We start from the raw sequence: 22,848 nt of genomic DNA, 5'->3' as shown, positions 1-22,848 counted from the left end.
ATAGGCCTGAAAGAATCTTCAACAGAGTTCGCTCTGTTGATCCTCTCTTTCAGAATCCACCTATGCCAGCCTTTATCGTTTTTAAATCCAAAAAATATAATTTTGGATTTTTTTGTACTAAAATCTTGACATTTTATAATTTATTTGATATAATCTTGAACCAGAAGCACATACACAATTTAATCTCTACCACGCCCCAAGAGGTGACTCAAGTGGCTAACTCAGAACCGACACGAACTATTAGAGAATATCCGACCATTAAGATTGTCCTTTTACATCAAAATACCGACCTTGATGCCCTCGCATCTTTGGCAATCGCTCGCCAGGAAGAGTGTTTGCATGCATTTCCCGGAATTCGCGAGGCTAAAGTTGAATTTCATGGCAAACTGCCAATGACCTTAGCACAGATGAAACAAGCTGGTGCGATTGCTCTTGATTTTGGGAGACAACATTTAACCCTTGAGAAATTGCACGATCCGGAATTAGACCTTTACGTTATTGACCACCATGGAACCAGTGACGTTGATTGTTCGACAACCCGTCTCGTCGCGCGCCGGGGTGGAGTTGAATTTCACCCTTATTTTCGAGCTCTTGTTGATTATGTTGACATGCACGACACCGAAGGGCCTTTCACGGTTTCTCAGGATCTTCGTGATTTGGGAGCTCCGCAAGAAATACAAGATCGGGTCCGACTTCTGGAAATGTTTAGTTTACCTTCAATCATGGGGCACCTAAGAAAAAAGCTTGGCGATCCAGGCGAGAAAACGCTGGTTGGACGAATTGTTGACGGTATGGTTGATTACAAACGTTGGTATGATGCTACTGTCCCAGCAGAATATCAAGATAAAGTGAAGTGTAAATCATTCATAATCGGACGAATGTGTATTTCAGTGGCAATGATCGAAACTGATGTGGACGGTGTTGCCGGTTATAGCCGAAGCAAAGCTGGTGGGCAGCACAATATTATTATTCAGCGTCAATCATCGGGCAATACCCAGATTCTCCTCAATCAATGGGTGCATCGTCCCCAGGATGATTTGGGTCCATCAGACGAATATTTAGATCTTGCTGATACAGCGCGAATAATCAAGGTGCTTGAGCTAAAGGCTCGAGGAATTACGGATTCTTACCGGATTTGCGACCTTTCACCTGATGATTTTAATGGCATCTGTCCCTGGTGGTACGCACCTCGGGGTAAAAACGGCATTGTCTGGGGAGTGATGAATGGCTCTCAAAAACATGACATTAAATCTACAATGCTTTCGATGGATGAGTTGTCCCATGCCCTGTATGTTGGCGTCAACGATAAAGTGCTCGCCAAGGACTGCCCCCGCAATACTTGTTCAGGTAATAAGTGTTCGATGTTCCCCTTTGGGCTGCCGCGTTGTCTAAACATCGCCGAAGGAGTTACCCTGTAAACGAACCCCTAACAGCGACTTTCGGAGTTGCTGATATCATACGAGCCCTGCCTCAGACGCAGATCACATCTGCTGAGGCAGGGCTTTATTAATATATATAATAGGTATATGGGATTGCAATTTGGCGATTTTTCGGATATAATTTAGATAAGAAAATATAAAAGTAAAAATTAAAAATCAAAGATTAAAAATGCAGAGCAAAGATTAAAAATTTATAACAGGATTTTTTATTTTTTCTCTTTAATCTTTTATTTTAAGCGACTGACCCAAATAAATTAGGAAGGGAAGGAGCGAATATGCCAGAGCCAAAGCAAAAGCTATCTCGATCTCGAAACCGAAAACGCAAGGGATCACAAAAAATAACCAAAATTCAATTATCAATTTGCCCAAAATGCCGTACCAAACATCTACCTCATCATGTCTGCCAAGTTTGTGGAACATATAAAGGACGCGAAGTTTTAGAAACCGCCACAAAAGTGACTAAAAAAATAAAAAATAAAAAATAAAAGAGTAAAAATGCAAAGCAAAAATCAAAGATTTGGACAGAATAACAATGTTGCCAAAGAAAGAGCTTATGTCTTTGCGTTGAATATTATTAAATTTATTGAAAGTACGCCTGAAAATACAACAACACAGATTATAAACAAACAACTATTACGTTCTGCAACGTCAATTAGTGCAAATATCGTGGAGGCTCAAGCGTCAAGTTCTCGAAATGATTTTAAAAATTTCCTAAGCCATGCCTTAAAATCTGCAAATGAAACTAAATTTTGGTTATGCTTACTTCGCGATTCAAAAAAATCAGAAATATATAAAACGAACAAACTCCTTGACGAGACGAATCAGCTTAGTAATATTTTAGGTAAAAGTATTTTAACTTTAAAAAATAAATAATCTGTTATTTTTAATTTTAATTTATAATCTTTTCTTTTTAATCTTAAATTTTAGCGACTAAAAGGAGCGATTATGGCAAATCGTCATCAATCTCGTATTTGCGCAATGCAGTCTTTATACGAATTTGATCTTAGGCCATCGGCAAAATTGACGGAAATTTTAAATCGAAATTTTACCGAAAAACCAAATACGGATGAAGATTTTGTAAAAAATACGATTTCGGGTGTCATCAAACATACCAAGGAGATTGATAAATTAATTGCCGATTCCGCCCCAGAATGGCCGTTAGAACAAATTGCTCGAGTTGATAAAAACGTACTGAGAATTGCAGTTTTTGAGCTTTTGTACGAAGATAAAGATAAGCGCGTGCCGCCAAAAGTTGCCATAGATGAAGCGGTTGAAATTGCTAAAAATTTTGGAGGGGAAAATAGTTCTAAATTTGTGAACGGTGTTTTAGGGACAATTTATCGCCATTCAGATGTTTATGTCAAAGAAGATGATAATAAATTTGAAAATAAAAGAGCAAAAAGTAAAAATGCAGAGTGAAAATAAAAAATTGAATAAACCCAAGACTAAATTTGAAATTTCCGCGGGTGGGGTGGTTTATAGGAAAATTGAAAGCCACGATTTAAAAAATAAATTTGAAATATTAGTGATTAAGGATTCTTATGGAAAATGGGCCTTGCCAAAGGGTCATCCGGAAATCAAAGAAAAAATGACCCATGCGGCTTTACGGGAAATTTCCGAAGAAACCGGTTTGGTGAAATTAGAAATTATTGAAAAAATTGGAAAAGCAAAATATTTTTTTCGACTTAAGGGTCAACCAATTTTTAAAATTGTGGAATATTTTTTAGTTAAAGCTGATCCGCAAGATGCTTTAAAAATTCAAAAACATGAAATTAGAGATGCGAAATGGTTACCAATAATTGAGGCTGAAAAATTAATTAAATATAAAGATTTAAAGCCAATCGTTTCAAAAGCAATTTTGCTTTTGAAGAAATCCGAAATCCTAAGCACCAAATACTAAACAAATTCAAATTTCTAAAATACAATATTTCAAACATGTTTGGGATATTTGGACTTTTGAATTTTAATATTGTTTAGGATTTAGAATTTAGAAATTATGATTTACCCTAAAGGAGCATAATGCGAGATTTAAAAGAATTTGAAAGTAAAATTGAGATTAAATTTGATAATAAAAATTTGCTCAAAAATGTTTTTATTCACCGATCTTTCTTGAATGAAAATCCGAAATTAACTTTAGAGTCAAATGAAAGGCTCGAATTTTTAGGTGATGCGGTTTTGGAATTAGTGGTGACGGAAAATATGTTTAAAAATTATCAAAATCCCGAAGGCGAATTAACTGGCTGGCGTTCGGCTTTGGTTTGCGGACCAAGCCTGTCTAAAGTTGCCATAAAATTTGAGATGGGAAAATTTTTGTATTTATCCCGCGGGGAAGAAAAAATGGGTGGCCGTGAAAAAGATTTATTGCTAGCGAATGCTTTTGAGGCGTTAATCGGCGCTTTATATTTAGAAAAAGGCTACGAAAAGGTAAAAAAATTTCTCGAAAAACACCTTTTAAGCGATTTGCCGGAAATTATTGAAAAAAAGATTTATATTGACCCTAAGACTCAGTTACAAGAAAAAGCCCAAGATGAATTGGGCGTGACGCCAACCTATGAGGTTTTGAAGGAAACCGGTCCCGACCATGCGAAAATTTTCACGATGACCGTATTTTTAGGCAACAAAGAGGCAGGTCTTGGACAAGGATCATCTAAACAATTAGCCCAAGTAAAAGCTGCCCAAAATGCCATTGATAAATGGCCAAAGGAATCAAAAAAATGACCGATTTAGCGCCATTTATTGTTGCTTTAATTGTAATGCTGGTCGGACTGGCGGGAATTTTGGTGCCAGGATTGCCTGATTTAATTTTTGTTTTTTTGGGCGCACTCATATATTCGATTTGGACTGGTTTTGAAAAAACAAACTTAATTTTTATTATAATTTTTCTGGCTTTGACCCTATTTGGTTTATTATTTGATTGGTTGGGAGCTATTTTAGGTGCCAAAAGCGGCAAAGCAGATTTTATGGGCATTCTTGGCGCAATCGTGGGAGCAATTGTGGGGATTTTTATTGGTGGCTTGGTCGGTATCATAGGCGGAGCATTTATAGGCACAATTCTTTTTGAAATGATATTTTCCCATAAAAAAATTGAAGGAGCTGTTAAGGCTGGTGTAGGTGCAATTTTTGGAATTATTTTCGGCTCAATATTAAAATTTGCCTTAGCCGCCATCATGATCGGCTGGTTTGTAAGCAAGGTTTTTTAATTTATAATTACCATTTGAAACCGGAAAAGGCTGAGTCCAAAAGATCTCGCGATTCTGAAAACCGCAAGTCGTAATTATCAACGCCGAGCACTATTGAGACAATTTGATGTTTGTTTTGTTTTGCAACGGCAATTAAACAATTGCCAGCTTCATTTGTAAAACCAGTTTTTACACCAATAATATCTGGATATTGGTTTAATAAACGATTGGTAGTATGAATAAGATGTTGAGTTTGGCCATTTTTTGCCACAACAATATATTCCCTAGTGATAACAGCATCAACAATGATTTTATTTTTCATCGCATACCTAGTCAGCAAAACCAAATCATTCGCATTTGAAATATTACCCGAATCTAAACCGGTCGCATCGGCAAATTTTGAATTTGTCATGCCCAAAAACTGGGCTTTTTCGTTCATGGTGGCGACTAATTTTTCTTGACCATAATGCTCTTCTAAGGCGGCGGCGGCGTCATTGCCGGAGACAATGAGTATGGCTTTAATTAATTCTAAAGCGGAAACTTGTTCACCGGGTAATAAATGGGCTTTTGAACCGACCTGAAAAGCTGAATGGGCAGAAATATCCACGGTTTCATTAACATTAAAATTATCTAAAATCACCACCGCGGTCATTAATTTCGTAATTGAAGCTATGGGTTGTGATAAATTGGCATTTTTTTGATACAAAATTTTATTTGAATTCATATCTAAAACTAAGGCTGAGCGTGCCCTGGTTGAAAATTGATTTTTTTGGATTGGCTGAGGCAAGGGATTAATCTGCGAAAGCGCTATTTGGGGAAGTTGTGAATCTTTAGAGCTTTCTCCTAAAACCTGTCCCGGAGTCGATTTGACAAAAACAGAATTTTCACCGATTTCGGTCGAGAGCTTTTGGGTGGGATGAACAATACCAAAAATTTCAGCTAAAATTGTAACTGCTAAAATAAAATTTGAAACCATTTTTTATTTTTCCTGCTTTTCGCCTTCAAACATTTCGTCAGCTTTGTTCTCGGGATTATCGTTTTTGGTCTGGATCAAGGTTTGGTGATGTCGACGCTGATAAAATAAAACTACAGTTTGGCAGGCTATCACCATCACAATAGCTGTTAAAACGCCAACTCCAGACCAATCAAAGCGATAATTATACCCAATTGAGTCAATGGCAACATTATTTTTAAAATTATCCGATACCACTAAAGATACAACCAAACCCACCAACAATGTTAATAAAATTAATAAAGATTGAAATATCCAGGCGACAATATGAGCGGTTTTGGATTTTGAGAAAAACTGAACCAAGGCAAAAATAAAATACAACAAACCTAGCGGCGATAAAATAATAATCACTAACGACAAGGCAAAAACCACCACGGCAGTAATAATGTCCAGCCACAAATTGTTTGCCGATGTCCCGACAGTTTCATTATTGCTGACTGATGAAATTACTAAATCGTCAGTCATTTGCGCCGTACTCATGGAACGGTATAATTTTGTCAAATATAGTTTTGGAGCTTTTGGCTGATACCAACTCGAGCCTTCGGTATCTTGGGATAAATCTTGAATTTCATTTCTTCGCAACCATTTAGCAAATTGGGTGGTAAAGCCCGGAGCCGTTTTTTTGCCATCTGCTAAAACATATAGCATGATGGAAATTTGGGGCAAACGCGTTAAACCCTTAACCTCATTTTTGGCATCCGGAGATAATTCTTCATATTCGGATAAAATCGAGGTTAGTTTTAAAGGAAAAATAATTTGTTTTGATTCAAACTGAATTTTTAAGGGGGTGGCGTGGCCACTTTTTAATTGGTCCTTGGCCGCGGCGGTGGTTTTGGATAAATCCAATTTGATACAAATAAAATACCATGATTTTTGCACATAATCTTCAAATATTCCGGAAGCTGTTTCGGGAACCTGGTATTTATTATCGGCGAGCCATTTGGCCAAGGCTTTGGAATCATTGGCAGTAATAGTAGTAATATCATAATTTTCAATTTCTTGCGTTTCGACAATACTAACATGGGTCTCGGCCGTAGTCGCTTTATCTAATAAATTAAAACCATTGGACATTGTCGGGGTTTGGGTGGTGATAGGTTGTGTTAAATCTGATAAGGCTTGAAATAAATTATCTTGGGATTTGGTAATTTCGGGCTTTGAAGGAATAGGAATTACCCAGCCAAAATCCTCAGGATCACCCTTAAAGTTGACGGACAAAATTAGGGTTTCTAAATTGTTTTCGAAGGCGATAATGGCTTTTTGATCAGTTTCGGTGACATATTTGTCTGGGGGCGGAAAAACTCCACCATCTGCCAAAGCCGTTTGAGGCAAAAATAAAGTAATTAAAGCGATAAAAAACAGGCTGATTTTTTTAATCATTGAATTCCCCTCTTTTTTTTCTAATCTATACCTATCATAAAATTAAATTTCAAATAATGCAAATTTTTGACTTTTACCTGTTTTTTAGATATAATTTAAACGATGGGTTTTGACTCCTCTCAGGGAGCTGATGAGCGTGGCAAAAAAAACACACCGTAAAAAGACGCCAAGATTTTCTCATTTGTTAAAATATCCCTCTCATCATCGTGATTTAACCGAGGAACAATTAGTAATATTGCGAAGTAAAGAACTTGAGGCTTCGCAGAACGTTAAATCACGAAAAACTTTACGAGTTATCAGGCGAACACCTGAAGAAATTCGCGAAATTGAAGAAAAAGCTCGAAAGGCTTATTCGAATAATCCAATGAGATTAATCCATGCCCGCTCACTAAGAGCTGCCGCAGCTTCGACTACGTATATTGGTGAATGTCAGGAAGATTTATTTCGAGATACTGAGGAGGCATAAACCATCATGGACAGCCCAAGAGTACCTCGTCTCAATGAAAAATTTCGTCGAAATTCTGATAATACGGAAGTGGTCGTAACCAGAGTAATTAATAATTTAGTAGCATACCGTTATACCTGTCCGATTTCAGAAAATAGCCCATTCCCTAAATCTTATACTGATATTTGTGGCGTTCAATCATTTGTGAGCCGTTTTCATTTAATTGAATCACCACCTACTTTTATCAGGGTGTAGCACAAACACTAAATCTACTTTATCCAAAATCTAAGCTTGGTAATTGGGTTATCTCCATTTTAATATTAATTCCTAAAACCCCTGCCAAGCTTTTTTTATTTTTTAATTTGAATTTTGAGTTCTTTTAATTGCTCGTTTGCCACTTCAGAGGGCGAAGACATTAAAGGATCACGGCCATCACCGGTTTTAGGAAAGGCGATGACTTCGCGAATATTATCTTCATTTTGTAAAATTGCAATAATTCGATCTAAGCCCGGGGCAATACCGCCATGCGGGGGCGCGCCAAAAGTAAAGGCTTTTAACATGTGCCCGAATTTATTTTCGGCATCTTTTTCCAAAATCCCTACCACCTTAAAAATCTTTTTTTGAATTTCGGGGTTGGTAATTCGAATCGAACCGCCACCCACTTCATAGCCATTTAAAACTAAATCATATTGGGAAGATTTGACTTTCGATAAATCTGAATCTAAATATTTGACAGTTTCTTGGGTTGGCGAAGTAAAAATATGGTGGTGCGGTTCAAAACCATTTTCGGTTTTTTCAAAATATGGCCAATTTGTAATCCAGGCAAAAGCTAATTCGTGGGGATTTTTGGGATCTTTTCTTAAATCTGGTTTGTCGGTTTTGTGTTTTTTGATCGCTTCGTCATAAGTTAATTTCGGAAATGGTTTTTGGCTGATTTTCTTTTTTGGGAAAACTCTTTCAACCAATTCTATAAAAAGTTCTTCGGTGATTTGCATCACATCCTCAGCCTTAACAAAACTCATTTCCAAATCCAACTGAGTAAATTCGGGCTGGCGATCAGCTCTGGGGTCTTCATCGCGAAAACAACGTGCGATCTGAAAATATTTTTCAATACCAGCCACCTGCAATAATTGTTTATATTGCTGAGGGGATTGTGGTAAGGCATAAAATTTGCCTGGTTGTTGGCGCGAAGGCACTAAATAATCGCGGGCACCTTCTGGAGTGGATTTAGTTAAAATTGCGGTTTCGATTTCCCAAAAATCGTGTTTGGCTAACCAATTTCTGATAAATAAAATTGCTTGATGCCTTTTTTCGAGATTATTTTTGAGGCGTTCATTCCGTAAATCTAAATAACGATACTTTAGCCTGGTTTCTTCATTAATTTTTTGGGTGTCTTGTGTTGGATCAAAGGGTAAATTGGCAGCTTTGTTTAAAATTTCTAATTCTTTAACTGAAATTTCAATTTTACCGGTGGGAATTTCTAAATTGACCATTTTTTCAGGTCTGGCAGAAACTTGGCCGGTAATTGAAATTACGTCTTCGGCAGTTAATTTTTGAGCAAGCAGATAAGCTTTAGGGCTTAAATCTTTAGAAAAAACTAATTGCACAATTCCAGATCGGTCCCGCAAATCAATAAAAATTATCTGGCCGTGATCGCGGCGGGAATGGACCCAACCTGATAATTGAACTTCTTTGTTAATTAAATCTGGGCATTTGATAATTTCAATTCGAGTTTCTAATTTGGTTGATGATTTTGATTGTTGAGTCATTTTACTCCTTAGAAATTTCTAATTTTTGCCTGATATTTTTTCTGTATGAGATTGCTAATTTTTTCAACTATATTATCAACTTCATTTGGATTCAAGTTTTTATGTAAATCTTGTAGCCAGATATGAAAAGCAAGATTTTTTTTGCCTTTTCCAAATTTATCAGAGGCAAATTCGTCAAAAATTTCGACTAAAAATATTTTCGGATCAATTACTTTAATAGTTTTTAAAACCTCATCTGCCAAAATATTAGCATCGATGATAAAGGCTAAATCGCGAATGGTGGGTGGAAATTTAGAAATTGGTTGATATTTTTGGGACATTTCTGGTAATTGGTATTCAATCTTAATAGGCTTGGCGACTTTATTGATTTGATTAAAATTAATTGAAATAATCCGCACCGGACGGCGAATTTTATATAAACCTAAAAGTCGCGCTTCAATCGCCTCTTCCTGATATTCAATATTCTTAATCCCTAACCCGGTTTTAAGATTTGAGATAATTTCTTCGGTTTTTAATTTTTTTTGAGTGGAGGCGATTAATAATTCCGTTTTTGAAGATTTTTTATTAAAAACATTCCCAATTTCAAATAATTTGACCTCGGGCGCCCAGGGATTTTTGGCAATTTGTTTAATGACGGAAATTTTTAGATTAGGCCGCAAATACTGATATTCTTTTGAAATTGGATTGGTGACTTCCAAAACATTAGCTGGATTTTGTCCAAAATTCTGCAAATCTTTTTCTGAAACAAATGAATAACTTAAAGTTTCGACAAATCCCAACGAGGATATGATTGAAGCTGTTTTTTGTTCAATATTAAATTCCAAATTCGTCCGTTGAGGTTTGGGTTTTAAATAACTCATTTTAATATTTACATATCCGGAAATTCTGGCAATTTCTTCGGCTAAATCTTGCCAGCAATAAATATCGTGGCGCCAGGACGGAACTGTAATTTTATTGCCGATTTTGAATCCCAAATTTTTCAAAATTTTTTCCATTACTTCTTTGGATAAATTTGTCCCTAAAAGGTGATTGATTTTCTCGACAGATAAGTCTAATTCAATTGGTTTTTCTTTTTCCAAAACTAAATCGACAATTTCGCCAGCTTTGGCATTTTTTGATAATTTCAAGATTAAGTTGGTGGCGAAATCTAAGACATATTGCGTAAATTCAAAATCCACTCCCCTTTCATATCGGTATGAGGCGTCAGTGGAAAAATTTAATTTTTTTGAGCTGCGGCGGACTTGGACAGGATCAAAAATTGCTGCCTGTAAAATAATTGTGCCGGTCTCATGAGAAACCTGTGAATTTTCCCCACCCATAATCCCTGCAAGATCAATTAAACGGCCGTTATTCTCAATTACGAGCGTTTCTGGGGCTAATTTATGCTCAGTCCCATCCAAGGTGGTAATTTTTTCTGAATCTTCTGAATTCCGAATCGAGATTATTTTAGGCTCAATTTTATCATAATCAAAAGCGTGCAAAGGTTGTCCTACAGCTAACATCACATAATTGGTGACGTCAACAATATTATTAACAGACCGGCCTCCCATTTGCTCTAATCTTTTTACTAACCAATCTGGGGATGACCCAATTTTTAAATTAGAAATCAACCGATAGCTATATTTTGGGGTAGATTTCGGCTGCGCAATATTAATTTCAAGCGGCAAATCCAATGATTCAATTTTTAAATTATTTTGAGGTAGGTTAATTTTTTGCCCAGTGATAGCGGCTAATTCCCTGGAAATTCCTAAAATGGACAAACAATCCCCACGATTCGCTAAGTTTTCGACTTCCAAAACGCCATCTTCAATTTTTTCCACCAAAAAACCGACCATCGTTAATTTTTCCGCAATTTCTTCGGGTTTTAAGTCAATTTTGACAAATTCTTTCAACCAATCAACGGGAATTTTCATCTTACTTTTATCTTTTTAGGATTTTTTATTTAATATTGACATCCATTTATTTGCTAAAAAGGCAACAAAATCAAGCCGGTTTTTTGTTTTTAAATCAGAACGGTCTTGTTGAAAATGTAAAGCGATGTTGTGCCGATACTCGTTAAATTTTTCCGGATCATATCTTTCGGCCAATAAATCATTAAAGGCTTGCATATCTTCTTCGGTTAAATTAGCTGGAATAATTTCTGGACGATCTTTAGTTTCAAGCAAATGAACTGTTTTTCCGGCTTCTTTTTCCTCAATTTTTAATCGTTCGATTTCTGCTTGAAATTCTGGTAAATCTGTAAATTGTTTTGACGCTTCTGGGTGGCCAGATTCAATTTCAGCCATTTTAGCCCCCAAATTGTTTTAAAAATCTTAAATCACCTGAGTATGATTGGCGAATATCATCAACCCCAAAAGCCACCATCATCAAACGGTCTAAACCCATCCCAAAAGCGAAACCTTGCCATCCACCAGCTGGCGGACCAGCTTCAGTTTCATTTCCTTTCAACATATTTTTAAGAACGCCGGGGTGAATCATGCCTGATCCCAAAATTTCTCGCCATTCTTTTGAATTTGAAGTCATAATATCCATTTCCATTGAAGGCTCGGTAAAAGGAAAATAACCTGGCCGAACCCGAGTTTTAATTTCTTTTCCATACATTTTGCGCATAAAATAATCCAAAGTGCCAATTAAATCTGCCATGTTGATATTTTTATCAATGGCAAAACCTTCCAATTGGTAGAAATTGGCTTCATGGGTAGCATCGATCGCTTCGTGGCGAAAAACCCGACCCGGCACCAAAATTCGAACTGGCGGCTTAAGATTTTCCATTAATCTAACTTGAGCGGCGGAAGTGTGAGTTCGCAGAACGCGACCATCACGCAACCAAAAAGTATCTTGTATATCTCTGGCTGGATGATCGGCAAACATGCGCAAAGAATCAAAATTATACCATTCGGATTCAATCTCCGGACCTTGATAGACTTCAAAACCAAGATCAGAAAAAACCTGAACCGATTTTTGTAAAAATTGTCGAATTGGATGAATACTCATTTAATCCTTGAGATTATTATTTCGTTTTTGAGAATAATTCCAGCAATAGCACCGCGGCAACGAGCAAAATTGCCGTCCACCAGGTTAAAACGCTAAAAGAAGATAAAATTAAAATTCCAACCCCAGCTAAAGAAATTAGGGCGGCTTGGCGAAAGGCAATACCTAGATGGGCAAAAACCACTTCTTTGCGGGAAAGTTTTACCCGAATCAGATAACCCATAAAAGTGATCGCAAGGGTTAAGCCTAAAAATAAGCTAACAAAAAAAGCCACCAAGATTCTCAAATCCGCCACAAATGGATCAACATTAATCACAATAATGGCTAAGGCTGACCAAGACAAAATTGCCACAATTGCGATTCCCCACAAATATGCTTTAAAGAGCAACCCGCCTCCTCTAACTTAATCTATTTTAACCTTAAATTTAATTTTTTTCAAGATTGATTGAGTTTATTTTATTTCGTTTAAAATTTTATCAATTTTTTGTGCTCTTTCGCCGGTGGTGTCTAATTTAAAAGTTAATTTTGGGATAAATTTCAGGGTTAATTTTCGGCTTAATTCTTTTTGAAATTGGAATGATAAATGCTGTAATTTTTTAATAATTTTTTCAGATTGTGTTGATTTTTTCACCCCATCTAAAACACTCGCCCAGACTTTGGCAGTTTTTAAATCCTCGGCAGTTTCGACTTCCATTACAGTTATAATGCAATTTGGTGATAAATTTTTTTCCTCAATGAGAATTAATTTTGATAATTCTTGCTGGAGTAATTCATTGATTTTTTCGATTCGCCTGCTCATACATCCTCCTTCTTTAATTTTACCACTTTTTAAGATTAAAGGAAAAATTAAGTTGATTTTTCAAACAAATTATATTAAGTTAGAAGAAAGGACAAAAATGCTTACAGGTTCAAAACAGCTCTTAAATAATGCCCAAAAATCAGGCTATGCTATTGGTCATTTTAATACTTCTGATTTAGAAATCACTAAAGCAATTGTGATGGCGGCGGCAAAGCTTAATTCGCCGGTGATTGTCGCTACTTCCGAAAAAGCGATCAGCTTTGCTGGACTTGAACAACTGGCAGACATTATTAAAAATGAGGCTGAACAGGTTAAAATTCCAGTGGTAATGCACTTAGATCATGCCAAAAGTTTTGATTTGTGCCAAAAAGCAATCCAAACTGGCTATACTTCAGTGATGATTGATGCCTCAAGCCTTTCTTTTGAAGAAAACATCAGCTTAACTAGCCGGGTAGTAAAACTTGCACATCGTGAAAATGTCACCGTTGAAGCAGAATTGGGTGCGCTGGCGACGCCTGATAAATATCAAGTCGGTATTAATCAATTTTTAACTGACCCGGAAAAAGCCGAAGAATTTGTCAAAACAACCGAGATTGATGGTTTGGCGATTGCAATTGGCAATGCCCACGGTATTCCTTTGCCTGAAGAAAAATTAGATTTTAATCGCCTTTCACAAATTCGCGACAAAGTTTCCGTGCCTTTAGTGCTTCATGGTGCTTCGAGCACGCCAGAAGCCGAGATGAAAAAAGCGATTTCGCTGGGAATATGCAAAATCAATATTGATACTGATATTAAAATTGCTTTTTCTAAAAATATTGTGGAATTTTTAAAAACCCATCAGCAAAACATTGACCCAAGAGAAATGTTGGGTTCGGCGGCGAGCGCGGTTGAAGCGGTGGTAGAAAAAAAAATTGAATTAATCGGCAGCCGCGACAAAGCAGTATCATAAACTAGAAATATGGGTTGGGGGAAGATGAACGAAATTATTACCATCGGAGGGGCTTCACAAGATATTTATTTGTTGGCTGACAATTTATCTCATCATGACCGAAAAAAAATTATTCAAGCGCATGATCATTTGGAATTTGGTGAAAAAGTTGAATTTCAAAATTCCTTATTTGAAGTTGGCGGCGGCGGCACAAATGCCGCTTGCACCTTTGCAAAACTAGGTTTTAAGGTCGGTTTTTGGGGCAGAGTTGGTAAAGATGCGGCTGGCGCTCAAGTGATAAAAACCTTAAAAAAATTTAATGTCGCTACTAATTTAATTGAAGAAGATCCTAAAACTAAAACTGCTTTTTCGGTCATTTGTCTAAAACCCAATACCGAAAAAACTATTTTAATTTTTCGGGGAGCCGAAATTAATTTAAAAGCTTCTGATGTGAAGCTGGCAAAACTTCACGAGGCAAAATGGTTTTACATCAGCTCTTTGGGCGGAAATTTAACGCTCTTGAAAGAAATTTTAAATTATGCGGCTATTCACAATATTAAGGTGGCTTTAAATCCCGGGTCAAAAGAGATTGAACAAGGACAAAAATTTACAAAAATCCTCAAACATCTGGAAATATTAATTATGAACCTCGAAGAAGCGCAAAAATTAACAGGACAAACCGCTCAAACTAAAATTTTCAAAAAATTAAAATCCTTAGCAGATATTGCGGTGATAACTTTGGGTGCCAAAGGGGTGATTGCGGCGGATGAAAATTCATTTTTTAGAATCCCCACTAAACCGGTTAAAAATATCCAAGACTCAACTGGGGCCGGCGATGCTTTCGCTTCAGCTTTTGTGGCTGGTATGATTCGACGTGAAAAAATTAAATTTGCCTTAAAATTAGGGATTACTAATGCCCGCTCAGTGATTAAAAAAATTGGTGCCAAAAATGGCATTATTGCTCATATTCCAAAACATTTATAAATAAATAGAATAATCCCTCGACTTTGCTCCCTCAAGTGAGTTTGAGACAAGTCGGGATAAACCCCTCGACTACGCTCGGGGTAAAGGAGATTAAATGACAAAAATTGCAATTAATGGTTTTGGCCGAATCGGCAGAACTTTTTTTCGTGCCATCTATAAAAGTGGCTTAGAAATTTCAGCGATAAATGATTTGGTGGATTTGCCAACTTTAGCGCATTTGGCTAAATTTGACTCAACTTATGGCGAATTTGAAGGTAAAATCGAAGTTAAGAATAACCAACTGGTGGTTGACGGAAAAGAGATTAAAGTTTCAGCCGAAAAGGATCCGGCTAATTTGCCGTGGGGAAAATTAGGCATTGATGTGGTGGTTGAATCTACGGGAATATTTTTAGATTATAATTCAGCTTCTGCCCACCTAAAAGCTGGCGCTAAATTAGTGGTGATTTCAGCCCCATCTAAAGATTCGGAAAAAATTAAAACTTTTGTTTTGGGCGCTAACCACCAAGATTTTGATCCGGGAACTGATAAAATCGTTTCGATGGCATCTTGTACTACTAATTGTTTAGTTCCGGTGGCAAAAGTTTTAGATGATAACTTTAAAATTATTAAAGCCTCAATGAATACGATTCATTCATCTACGATGGATCAGCGGCTTCAGGATGCGCCGCATAAAGATTTAAGGCGCGCTCGCTCTGCCCTACAATCAATTATTCCCACCACCACTGGTGCCACCACGGCCGCAGCTTTAGTATTGCCTCAGCTTAAAGATAAAATGGACGGGGTATCTTTGCGCGTGCCAACCCCAACCGTTTCCGTGGTAGACTTTGTTGCTCTCGTGGAGAAAAAAACCACCATCGAAGAAATTAATGAAGCATTTCGTACCGCGGCAAAAAATGTGGACTGGATGGGGAGTTTGCAGGTTTGCGAAGAACCCTTGGTTTCAGTAGATTTTAAAGGCAATCCTGCCGGCTCAATTATTGATTTAGCTTCCACGCAAGTGATCGACGGCGACTTAGTGCGTGTCTTGTCCTGGTATGACAATGAAATGGGATATTCGCATCGTCTCGCGGAATTTATAAAATATATAGGTTCAAAATTGCCTGCCTAAAAAATGAACACTTATAATTTTTTCGAGTATAAAATTTCAACTATTTTAGCATTTATGTTTGTAGTTTTATTTATTCTGCCAATGGGATTATTTGTTTGGCGCCAATTTGATAAAGTTATCTTTGAAATGGAATCCAATAGTTTAGCATATAGCCTCGAGGGTGTTCGTGATTACAAGGTTTTATCCACCACTGAAAAAACTAAAATTCAAGGATGGATTAAAACTAATAATTTAAATCGGTATGGAGATCCTGCGGACACGATTTATGCTGGTGGAACACCTTTGTTGGACGAAAAGACACAAAAAATAACCGACCTCTATGACTATATTCTAAGGCGTCATCCTAATCGGCCTTGGTTAAAATCATCGTCTTAAATCTTATGAAATTTGTTGGATAAAAAACATTGCCGCAGCCGAGATCACACCAGTGGATAAGTTATCATCAACTCCGAGCGGCAAGACCTCAATAATGGCCGCGACAATTGACCCTGCCAATATCATAAAAAGGCTCAGATTAGGAAAATAATCTAAGAGGAAAAAACCAGCACAAAAGCAAACCACAAAATATGCCACTGAACCTTCAAGAGTTTTTCCAAAAAAATTAGTTCGGCCGTATTGAATTCCGAAAAATTTGGAAAACATGTCGCCAAAAATTAGAAATACAGTCGCCAAAACTGCAATCGGGGTTGGAAAAATCAAAATTATCAAAAAAGAAGCCATCAAGAAAAGAGTAATAGAAGAAAATCTGCGGGCTTCTTTTTCTTTATAAATTCCAGGTTTAGTAATGAGAAAAAATAAATTTGCTTTTTTGTTGAGCAAGCGTATTAGATCTGCAATAATTGAGATTAATAAAATTGGACCCAGAACCAAAAGTGTCACTTTTTTATCTGTATAATATAGGAGTAAAGGAAAAACTATCGCAAGGGGCCTGCTGACAAGGCGCCATAATTTTACTTTTTTATGGAAAGCTGGTTTTAGGGTATATAATTTTTGTCTGATAATTTCACGAACAACATTGGTAAAAAGTAATGCCAAAACTATTGCCGAGGTAATGGTGATAATATTAACTGGATAATTTTTAAACATAAAATATGCAAAGCCAGGCAAAGCCACAAAGCCAATCATTTCTCCTTGTTGGGTAATATATAATATGCCCAAAACCAAAACTGCCAACGCTAAAATATCAGAAATGGGCATTAAATTTTGGCGCAGCAGAATCGATAAATTATAAAATAAAATCGCCAAGGCTGTCGCTGAACCTTGACCGCCACGAAACTTTAAATAAAACGGAAAAATATGGCCAAAGACAGCCGCGAAACCAGCCGCATATATAATTATTGGACTCGCACCCAATAATGAGGCGATCCACATTGCCAACAAGCCTTTGCCAAGATCATAAATAGCGGTGATGGTGGCCGGGCCAATTCCCAAAGTTCTTTTGACGTTGGTGGTGCCGGCATTTTTGGTGCCGTGTTCTCGAATATCAATCCCCTTAAGAATTTTGCCTAAGATAAAAGCTGGCGAAATAGATCCGAGTAAATATCCAATTAGTAAAGATAAGAAAATTGTCATTTTTTACTTTTAATTTTAAATAATTTTCTTAATTCTATTTTAGCATTTTCTAAAATTTTTTTCTGCGTGGAATTCAAATTTGTGCCCGCGCGGTTAATATAAAAATTTAACATTGACATCGCGGATTGGAAAGGTGAGGCTTTACGGCGGGTGCTCTTTTCAGCTGAATTTTTAAGCGAGAGCGCAATTTTTTTGGGGCTTTTCCAAGTAAAAACATTTGATTCTAAATCTAAAGCGATGCTATGCTCAGTTACCTTTTTTGACCATTTTTTTAGTTTTGTTCTCATAATTTTTTAGAATTTTACATCATTAATAATTCAAAAATTCGATGGATTAAAAATGCCGGCCAGACCAAGGCTTTTAAAACTCCCGAAACTCCAGGCCAAAAACCGCTGGTTTGTTGGACAAAATAAACGGCAGCGCCAATCATTCCTAAAAAATAGCCGCCACCCAACATCCCCTGATGATGATGCCATTTCTGGTTTTTTTCTAAATCTTTTTTCGCCATTTTAAACTCCTTTACCCCGAGCTTCGTCGAGGGGCTTATCTCGAGCTGTGTCGAGAGATTACCCCGACTTGTCCTAAACTTACTTGAGGGAGCATAGTCGATGGCTTTATAATTAATTTTTATTTTGCATAAGGATCAACTAAAATTTCTGAAGAATTATCTGGATTGCGATATCCGCCAATCGTCGGGTCATAAGATGATAAAGGTCTGGTATAACTTTGTCCAGTTGCAGGTGAAACTAAATCAGTTTCTTGCCCCATAATTGCGTCAGAAAATTCATGGGAAGTACGATCTTGAACTCTGTTTCGATATTCCCATGATTCCATAATCGGCGAAGAATCATTAGCCAAATCAGCCGCAGTTGGTAATTTGACTTTATCAATTCCGCCAGCTTTTGAGGGATTAATAATAGTGATAGATTTGGCAATTCTTTCCAAGGTTGGCGCCCATTTTGACCATTTATCAGGGGTGGTTTGGAAAGCGGTAATCATGCCCATAAATTGGCCGTAACCATTTAATACTCCAGCCGAGGCCTTAGCTTTAATTTTAACACCATTTTTGTTGTTAAAAGTGAAAGTTTTAGTTTTCATCACCCATTTTAAACCAGAAATGGGGTCGGTAATAGTTTCTTGAGACGACTCATTTTCATAACTAACTGCGGTCGCACCAATCGCATTAAGCATAAAATCAATAAAACCATCTGGCGTTTGATAACCAAACCAACCTACTGCGACTGCGCCAGAAGCGCCGGTATTATTATCATTAGGATCCATAATATCCACGCCGCTTTCATTGCTTGTGACGGTCCAACCTTGGGGTACTTTGGCGCCAAAAACCTCTCCAGTATAAGCTATTAAAGTATAAGGATAATTAGCTTGAGAAGAGGTGGGTTTTGTGGACTGATCGTTGGTGTCTGTTTTTCGTTCTTCAGAAACATTTTTATAAAAATGTTTGAAGGTGAAATAACCAGCTATTACTAAACCAGAAATTACTAAAATTGCAGCTAATAAAATGATAACTAAGACTTTTTTATTCATTTCCTCTCTTATTCCGCAAGTTGTCGGATAAACCTGCTTTTATTTATATATCTATATTATACTACAAAAAAGAGGCGTTTTTAGAACTTGAAATGTATATATCAAAATCAAAAAAATCTAATTAATTTTTATTATATTTCTTGAGGGTAAGAGAATTTATTTCGAAGGATTAAAAAAACATAAATTAAAGGATTTCGACAAAAATAGGTTCATCACCGAGTATTAAGTCATTTGCTGAAATTTCTTGACTTTTTCCATAAATATTAGTCACTTTTATTCTTCCTGAAATCTCTGAGGGAACTTTTTCTTCCCCCCACAAAACATAAATGGTTTTTGATTTTGAGATGAATTTGCATTGGAAAATATTCGAAGTCACACCATCATTTTCTTGGGGATTTTCAAAATATTTATTTTGGACACAATCAATTTGGTCAAAATTATTCAAAAGATTTACTAAATTAAGATAAACTTGGTGAGTTGAGCTGGTTAAAGCCTTTGGATCGACTTTTGGCCTGTTCTTTTTTTCTTCTTTATTGTTATTTTTAATTGTATCCCAAAACATCCAATTATCAATGTAAAAGAGTTTATCAGCACCTAATGCTAAAGAAAATGCGGTGCTTTTAACTATTAAAATCTCAAAATCTTTTAGATTTGTTGGTTTTTGAGCTAAATTGCCAAATTGTACTTCGGTAATAAAAATTGGTTTATCGTCTAAACCATATTTTTCTAAGTATTTTTTAAATTTAATTACATACATATCTTCTCTTTTGAAATTAGTGTTGATGGTATGAATATTAGCAATGTCGAAATAATCTCCGCCGCCGGCTGCAAATACTGGATCCCAAAAGTCTTGAAAATTTTGCTGCATTCCTGCCATACCTGCCGGTAAAACTTTCGCATCTGAATCAGCCTTTTTGATTGTTTGATATGAAATTTTTAATATTTCTAAATATTCCTGCGGGGTGCCGACAAAAAATTTTAATTCTTCGCCCATACCGCCGGTTGAACCGCCCTGCATTTCCGGCTCATTCATTATCTCCCAATATTTTATTGGCAGGGTTAATCCTGGCATATCATCTTGATTATCACCATCATAGCGCTCGACGGCTTTTGCCAAAAAATCAGCATATGCCTGCATATCGCAGGGTTTGCCAACTTTAATATTTCCGCCTTTTGCCGAATCATATTCAGCCTCATATTTAGATTCTGGATGGCAAGTATTTTGATCCCAATTGGCGAAAGGCTTGACAATGGGAATTAAATAAATTTCTTGCTCATTAAATTGTTTAACCATTTCATCAGTTGCGGTCCAATCTAATTGGCCTTTTGTTTTTTCAGCTTCATTCCACGACAAATCAAAACCGCCCCGCATCCAATAAGCCCCTTGGGTATCGGCTACTTTTGAAAGATGAGTTTTGACTTTTTCCGGTTCTAAATTAAGTTTTTTGGTATCTTCAGTTTTGACGGCTTTTTGGGTAAAATATTTTACCCAAACGAAATAACCACCAGTGGCTAAACCAAAGATAACTAAAACAATAATCGCAACTATTGGTAATTTTTTATTCATCCACACTCCTTTACCCCGAGCTTCGTCGAGGGGTTTATCTCGACTTGTCCCGAGCTTGCTCGAGGGGTTTATCTCGAGCTATATCGAGAGATTACCCCGACTTGTCCCGAACTCACTTGAAGGAACGCAGTTGAGGGGTCTATTATTATCTTATACCTATATTATACTACAAAAAAAGAGGCATTTGCGAAAATCGACTTGTTTTGGGTCTAAAATTTTATATAATAAAGATAGGAATTCATCCTAAAAATAGCGCTAAAAAAGTGGGGGCATGCAAAAGAAAAAAGTTATAATTATTGGTTTTTGGGTCTTACTTTTATTTTTAATGGCAGTTGGTTTAATTTGGAAGCGGGATCAATTAAAAATAGTCGCAGATTCCATTATCAAAGGCACAACCTGCGGCAATTTTGTTTGTGAAACCGGAGAAAATTTTGATAATTGCCCCTTAGATTGCGGATTTGTCGGTTGGTATTCAAATAGTGGTGAAGGTGATAAATTAGCAAAAATTAAATCTGAAGGAATTGATGTTATTTTACCTTATACTTTTTCTGATACCTATTTATCTACGGCAAGAAATGCAAACTTAAAGATGGTTCTGCCAATTAATAAGGATTGGATAACAAGCGAGAATGTAAGCGAAATAAAAAATATGGTCCAAAGATATAATTCTCGTGCCGAGGTGATTGGTTGGTATCTTTTTGATGAACCAGAAAATGATGCGAATGTGACTCCTCAAAAATTAAAAATAGCTTTTGATGCTGTCAAGCAAATATCAACAAAACCAATTTTTATGACTTTTTCTGTTAAAGGAGTTTGGGGAAATTATAAAGACTCTTTTGATATTGGGATGCATGACGATTATCCTATTTGGGATGGCTACGAGGAATTCGATCCCAGGATTAATTTTGGACGAATTCCATCACTTGTCGAGAACTTAAGCAATTTTTCAAAAGCAAATTCTAAACCTTACTCAGCGTTTGTGGCACAAGGATTTGGCGATGGTCAACTGACGCGTAGATTGCCCACCCTTAATGAAGAACGATATATGGTTTATACGGCATATATTCATGGCGCCAAGCGGGTTTTATTTTGGACGCATTATCGAGCTAATCAAAATTGGATAGACACGGTGCTGGCGCCATTGGTAAAAAATGAAATAAAACCAATTGTGATGCCTTTGTTGAATTTGCCGCCAATTGAGGGTCGGGTTAAAAGTTCTAATAATAAAATTCATTTCATCTTTCGCGAGAAAGGAAGTAAGTTTTATTTAATTGCCGCCAATGATAGCAATGAAAAAATTAATAAAATTACTTTTACTTTACCGGTTGAAAATTATAAAATCAGGGTGTTATTTGAAAATAGAAGTTCTCAGATGAGTGGAAATACTTTTAGTGATACTTTCACGCCTTATCAAGTTCATGTTTATGAATTGGAAAAAACGACCACGCCAGCTGTTGAAACACCAGCCGAATCGTCCACCCAAACTCCCAAAATTACAATCCCACCATCTCCGGCTACTATTGGTTCTTCACCCTCTGACAAGGTCTCTTCTGATTTAAAACCAATGAAAAATTTAGCAGCTTTCGGTTCATTCGAAGACAATCCTCAAGTCTCACTTTCTTGGTCAGCATCACCGACCAAAAATATTGATGGGTATCGAATTTATCGCAAAACAAAAAATACCAATTATAAATTAGTTGGGCAGACGAAAAAAAATACTCTGATTTTTATTGATTCAAAACAAATTGAGGAGGGTAAAGAATATATTTATATGGGCCGATCGTATTTTCAGAATCTGGAATCAGCTAATTCTAATCAAATTCAAGTCGTTGCTAAAAAAATATCTAGTAATACAGAAAATGAGTTACTAGAAAAAAGAACAAAATATCTCTTGGGTATTAGTGCAAGTTTAGTGGCTTTATTTATAGTTGGGTTGAGTATTCTCGTTTGGAGAATTTGAAAATATTTTTTCTTTGTGAGGGTAGGAAACACTACTTGTTCACCCCGCCTAACTAATATTTAGATATTTGAGGCGGGGCAGGGCGTTTCTCCCACCCTCACACTCCCCTTGTTTAGCACGCTAAAAAGTGGATTTTTCATTCAGTGGAACAATCCTTCCGAAAACGGAGTTTC

27 protein-coding genes are annotated in these 22,848 nt (G+C 36.6%); 14 read left to right on the top strand and 13 right to left on the bottom strand.

Annotated elements, in window-relative coordinates:
- Positions 1–212 precede the first annotated feature (212 nt).
- The 7 genes from VJJ80_03315 (at position 213) to VJJ80_03285 (ending at position 4,639) form a co-directional block, all read left to right on the top strand.
- Entirely contained in the window at positions 213–1,418 is a 1,206-nt protein-coding gene (locus VJJ80_03315) for a hypothetical protein (protein HLC39120.1), read from the top strand.
- Positions 1,419–1,714: 296 nt separating this feature from the next.
- On the top strand, positions 1,715–1,924 hold the full coding sequence (gene rpmF, locus VJJ80_03310) for a 50S ribosomal protein L32 (protein HLC39119.1): 210 nt from the start codon (positions 1,715–1,717) through the stop codon (positions 1,922–1,924).
- A 10-nt stretch (positions 1,925–1,934) separates the two neighbouring features.
- Positions 1,935–2,312, top strand: coding sequence for a four helix bundle protein (locus VJJ80_03305; GenBank protein ID HLC39118.1), 378 nt, complete (start codon positions 1,935–1,937; stop codon positions 2,310–2,312).
- 72 nt (positions 2,313–2,384) lie between these two features.
- Positions 2,385–2,858: a transcription antitermination factor NusB gene (gene nusB, locus VJJ80_03300; protein ID HLC39117.1), complete on the top strand. Its 474-nt coding sequence runs from the start codon at positions 2,385–2,387 to the stop codon at positions 2,856–2,858.
- Positions 2,848–3,339, top strand: a complete 492-nt coding sequence (locus tag VJJ80_03295) for an NUDIX domain-containing protein (protein ID HLC39116.1) — start codon at positions 2,848–2,850, stop codon at positions 3,337–3,339. Before nusB ends, VJJ80_03295 begins: the two co-directional genes overlap by 11 nt.
- 119 nt (positions 3,340–3,458) lie before the next feature.
- A complete protein-coding gene (gene rnc, locus VJJ80_03290; protein HLC39115.1) occupies positions 3,459–4,157 on the top strand; it encodes a ribonuclease III in 699 nt (232 codons plus the stop codon).
- The gene (locus tag VJJ80_03285; GenBank protein ID HLC39114.1) at positions 4,154–4,639 is read left to right on the top strand and encodes a DUF456 domain-containing protein; all 486 of its coding nucleotides are present in this window, start codon (positions 4,154–4,156) and stop codon (positions 4,637–4,639) included. Before rnc ends, VJJ80_03285 begins: the two co-directional genes overlap by 4 nt.
- Before the next feature lie 7 nt (positions 4,640–4,646).
- Here VJJ80_03285 and VJJ80_03280 read toward each other — a convergent pair whose 3' ends face one another.
- Positions 4,647–5,594 carry a D-alanyl-D-alanine carboxypeptidase family protein gene (locus tag VJJ80_03280; protein ID HLC39113.1) on the bottom strand — a complete coding sequence of 316 codons (948 nt, stop codon included), beginning with the start codon at positions 5,592–5,594 and terminating at the stop codon, positions 4,647–4,649.
- Positions 5,595–5,597: 3 nt separating this feature from the next.
- Complete coding sequence (locus VJJ80_03275; protein ID HLC39112.1) at positions 5,598–7,007, bottom strand: DUF2330 domain-containing protein; 1,410 nt, start codon at positions 7,005–7,007, stop codon at positions 5,598–5,600.
- 130 nt (positions 7,008–7,137) lie between these two features.
- Between VJJ80_03275 and VJJ80_03270 the strand changes: the two genes are divergently transcribed.
- Together VJJ80_03270 and VJJ80_03265 are read left to right on the top strand one after the other, a co-directional pair.
- Entirely contained in the window at positions 7,138–7,473 is a 336-nt protein-coding gene (locus tag VJJ80_03270) for a hypothetical protein (GenBank protein HLC39111.1), read from the top strand.
- Between the two features lie 6 nt (positions 7,474–7,479).
- Positions 7,480–7,707: a hypothetical protein gene (locus tag VJJ80_03265; GenBank protein HLC39110.1), complete on the top strand. Its 228-nt coding sequence runs from the start codon at positions 7,480–7,482 to the stop codon at positions 7,705–7,707.
- Positions 7,708–7,802: 95 nt separating this feature from the next.
- Here VJJ80_03265 and aspS read toward each other — a convergent pair whose 3' ends face one another.
- From aspS to rbfA, 6 genes are all read right to left on the bottom strand, one after another.
- Complete coding sequence (aspS, locus tag VJJ80_03260) at positions 7,803–9,221, bottom strand: aspartate--tRNA ligase (protein HLC39109.1); 1,419 nt, start codon at positions 9,219–9,221, stop codon at positions 7,803–7,805.
- 8 nt (positions 9,222–9,229) lie between these two features.
- Positions 9,230–11,134 (bottom strand): phenylalanine--tRNA ligase subunit beta, encoded by a 1,905-nt coding sequence (gene pheT, locus VJJ80_03255; GenBank protein HLC39108.1) that lies wholly within the window; start codon positions 11,132–11,134, stop codon positions 9,230–9,232.
- 15 nt (positions 11,135–11,149) lie between these two features.
- Positions 11,150–11,506 carry a hypothetical protein gene (locus VJJ80_03250; GenBank protein HLC39107.1) on the bottom strand — a complete coding sequence of 119 codons (357 nt, stop codon included), beginning with the start codon at positions 11,504–11,506 and terminating at the stop codon, positions 11,150–11,152.
- 1 nt (position 11,507) lies between these two features.
- Positions 11,508–12,215 (bottom strand): phenylalanine--tRNA ligase subunit alpha, encoded by a 708-nt coding sequence (gene pheS / locus VJJ80_03245; GenBank protein ID HLC39106.1) that lies wholly within the window; start codon positions 12,213–12,215, stop codon positions 11,508–11,510.
- A gap of 16 nt (positions 12,216–12,231) precedes the next feature.
- Positions 12,232–12,600, bottom strand: a complete 369-nt coding sequence (locus tag VJJ80_03240) for a hypothetical protein (protein HLC39105.1) — start codon at positions 12,598–12,600, stop codon at positions 12,232–12,234.
- Between the two features lie 63 nt (positions 12,601–12,663).
- Positions 12,664–13,011 (bottom strand): 30S ribosome-binding factor RbfA, encoded by a 348-nt coding sequence (gene rbfA / locus VJJ80_03235; GenBank protein ID HLC39104.1) that lies wholly within the window; start codon positions 13,009–13,011, stop codon positions 12,664–12,666.
- Positions 13,012–13,063: 52 nt separating this feature from the next.
- Between rbfA and VJJ80_03230 the strand changes: the two genes are divergently transcribed.
- The 4 genes from VJJ80_03230 (at position 13,064) to VJJ80_03215 (ending at position 16,406) form a co-directional block, all read left to right on the top strand.
- Positions 13,064–13,960 carry a class II fructose-bisphosphate aldolase gene (locus VJJ80_03230; GenBank protein HLC39103.1) on the top strand — a complete coding sequence of 299 codons (897 nt, stop codon included), beginning with the start codon at positions 13,064–13,066 and terminating at the stop codon, positions 13,958–13,960.
- Positions 13,961–13,984: 24 nt separating this feature from the next.
- The gene (locus VJJ80_03225) at positions 13,985–14,923 is read left to right on the top strand and encodes a carbohydrate kinase family protein (GenBank protein ID HLC39102.1); all 939 of its coding nucleotides are present in this window, start codon (positions 13,985–13,987) and stop codon (positions 14,921–14,923) included.
- A gap of 94 nt (positions 14,924–15,017) precedes the next feature.
- The gene (gene gap / locus VJJ80_03220; protein HLC39101.1) at positions 15,018–16,031 is read left to right on the top strand and encodes a type I glyceraldehyde-3-phosphate dehydrogenase; all 1,014 of its coding nucleotides are present in this window, start codon (positions 15,018–15,020) and stop codon (positions 16,029–16,031) included.
- A 3-nt stretch (positions 16,032–16,034) separates the two neighbouring features.
- Positions 16,035–16,406, top strand: a complete 372-nt coding sequence (locus VJJ80_03215) for a hypothetical protein (GenBank protein HLC39100.1) — start codon at positions 16,035–16,037, stop codon at positions 16,404–16,406.
- 3 nt (positions 16,407–16,409) lie between these two features.
- On the opposite strand, the gene VJJ80_03210 is transcribed toward VJJ80_03215, so the two are convergent.
- From VJJ80_03210 to VJJ80_03190, 5 genes are all read right to left on the bottom strand, one after another.
- The gene (locus tag VJJ80_03210) at positions 16,410–17,603 is read right to left on the bottom strand and encodes a glycerol-3-phosphate acyltransferase (protein HLC39099.1); all 1,194 of its coding nucleotides are present in this window, start codon (positions 17,601–17,603) and stop codon (positions 16,410–16,412) included.
- Positions 17,600–17,890: a DUF3175 domain-containing protein gene (locus VJJ80_03205; protein ID HLC39098.1), complete on the bottom strand. Its 291-nt coding sequence runs from the start codon at positions 17,888–17,890 to the stop codon at positions 17,600–17,602. Before VJJ80_03205 ends, VJJ80_03210 begins: the two co-directional genes overlap by 4 nt.
- A gap of 14 nt (positions 17,891–17,904) precedes the next feature.
- Positions 17,905–18,111, bottom strand: coding sequence for a hypothetical protein (locus VJJ80_03200; GenBank protein ID HLC39097.1), 207 nt, complete (start codon positions 18,109–18,111; stop codon positions 17,905–17,907).
- 119 nt (positions 18,112–18,230) lie between these two features.
- Positions 18,231–19,148 carry a hypothetical protein gene (locus VJJ80_03195; protein ID HLC39096.1) on the bottom strand — a complete coding sequence of 306 codons (918 nt, stop codon included), beginning with the start codon at positions 19,146–19,148 and terminating at the stop codon, positions 18,231–18,233.
- 184 nt (positions 19,149–19,332) lie between these two features.
- Positions 19,333–20,715, bottom strand: a complete 1,383-nt coding sequence (locus tag VJJ80_03190; protein ID HLC39095.1) for a hypothetical protein — start codon at positions 20,713–20,715, stop codon at positions 19,333–19,335.
- 271 nt (positions 20,716–20,986) lie between these two features.
- Between VJJ80_03190 and VJJ80_03185 the strand changes: the two genes are divergently transcribed.
- A complete protein-coding gene (locus VJJ80_03185) occupies positions 20,987–22,675 on the top strand; it encodes a hypothetical protein (GenBank protein HLC39094.1) in 1,689 nt (562 codons plus the stop codon).
- Positions 22,676–22,848: the final 173 nt, after the last annotated feature.

The sequence above is a fragment of the Patescibacteria group bacterium genome (genome assembly GCA_035288465.1).
Classification (GTDB): domain Bacteria; phylum Patescibacteriota; class UBA1384; order DATEAH01; family DATEAH01; genus DATEAH01.
The sequence above is the reverse complement of the archived record's forward strand: the minus strand, read 5'-3'. Positions and strand labels throughout refer to the sequence as shown.

Excerpts from the sequence above, each read along its gene's own strand:
- rpmF (HLC39119.1), top strand. The coding sequence starts at position 1,715 with ATGCCAGAGCCAAAGCAAAAGCTATCTCGATCTCGAAACCGAAAACGC.
- VJJ80_03305 (HLC39118.1), top strand. The coding sequence starts at position 1,935 with ATGCAAAGCAAAAATCAAAGATTTGGACAGAATAACAATGTTGCCAAA.
- nusB (HLC39117.1), top strand. The coding sequence starts at position 2,385 with ATGGCAAATCGTCATCAATCTCGTATTTGCGCAATGCAGTCTTTATAC.
- VJJ80_03295 (HLC39116.1), top strand. The coding sequence starts at position 2,848 with ATGCAGAGTGAAAATAAAAAATTGAATAAACCCAAGACTAAATTTGAA.
- rnc (HLC39115.1), top strand. The coding sequence starts at position 3,459 with ATGCGAGATTTAAAAGAATTTGAAAGTAAAATTGAGATTAAATTTGAT.
- VJJ80_03285 (HLC39114.1), top strand. The coding sequence starts at position 4,154 with ATGACCGATTTAGCGCCATTTATTGTTGCTTTAATTGTAATGCTGGTC.
- VJJ80_03280 (HLC39113.1), bottom strand. The coding sequence starts at position 5,594 with ATGGTTTCAAATTTTATTTTAGCAGTTACAATTTTAGCTGAAATTTTT.
- VJJ80_03275 (HLC39112.1), bottom strand. The coding sequence starts at position 7,007 with ATGATTAAAAAAATCAGCCTGTTTTTTATCGCTTTAATTACTTTATTT.
- VJJ80_03270 (HLC39111.1), top strand. The coding sequence starts at position 7,138 with ATGAGCGTGGCAAAAAAAACACACCGTAAAAAGACGCCAAGATTTTCT.
- VJJ80_03265 (HLC39110.1), top strand. The coding sequence starts at position 7,480 with ATGGACAGCCCAAGAGTACCTCGTCTCAATGAAAAATTTCGTCGAAAT.
- aspS (HLC39109.1), bottom strand. The coding sequence starts at position 9,221 with ATGACTCAACAATCAAAATCATCAACCAAATTAGAAACTCGAATTGAA.
- pheT (HLC39108.1), bottom strand. The coding sequence starts at position 11,134 with ATGAAAATTCCCGTTGATTGGTTGAAAGAATTTGTCAAAATTGACTTA.
- VJJ80_03250 (HLC39107.1), bottom strand. The coding sequence starts at position 11,506 with ATGGCTGAAATTGAATCTGGCCACCCAGAAGCGTCAAAACAATTTACA.
- pheS (HLC39106.1), bottom strand. The coding sequence starts at position 12,215 with ATGAGTATTCATCCAATTCGACAATTTTTACAAAAATCGGTTCAGGTT.
- rbfA (HLC39104.1), bottom strand. The coding sequence starts at position 13,011 with ATGAGCAGGCGAATCGAAAAAATCAATGAATTACTCCAGCAAGAATTA.
- VJJ80_03225 (HLC39102.1), top strand. The coding sequence starts at position 13,985 with ATGAACGAAATTATTACCATCGGAGGGGCTTCACAAGATATTTATTTG.
- gap (HLC39101.1), top strand. The coding sequence starts at position 15,018 with ATGACAAAAATTGCAATTAATGGTTTTGGCCGAATCGGCAGAACTTTT.
- VJJ80_03215 (HLC39100.1), top strand. The coding sequence starts at position 16,035 with ATGAACACTTATAATTTTTTCGAGTATAAAATTTCAACTATTTTAGCA.
- VJJ80_03210 (HLC39099.1), bottom strand. The coding sequence starts at position 17,603 with ATGACAATTTTCTTATCTTTACTAATTGGATATTTACTCGGATCTATT.
- VJJ80_03205 (HLC39098.1), bottom strand. The coding sequence starts at position 17,890 with ATGAGAACAAAACTAAAAAAATGGTCAAAAAAGGTAACTGAGCATAGC.
- VJJ80_03200 (HLC39097.1), bottom strand. The coding sequence starts at position 18,111 with ATGGCGAAAAAAGATTTAGAAAAAAACCAGAAATGGCATCATCATCAG.
- VJJ80_03195 (HLC39096.1), bottom strand. The coding sequence starts at position 19,148 with ATGAATAAAAAAGTCTTAGTTATCATTTTATTAGCTGCAATTTTAGTA.
- VJJ80_03190 (HLC39095.1), bottom strand. The coding sequence starts at position 20,715 with ATGAATAAAAAATTACCAATAGTTGCGATTATTGTTTTAGTTATCTTT.
- VJJ80_03185 (HLC39094.1), top strand. The coding sequence starts at position 20,987 with ATGCAAAAGAAAAAAGTTATAATTATTGGTTTTTGGGTCTTACTTTTA.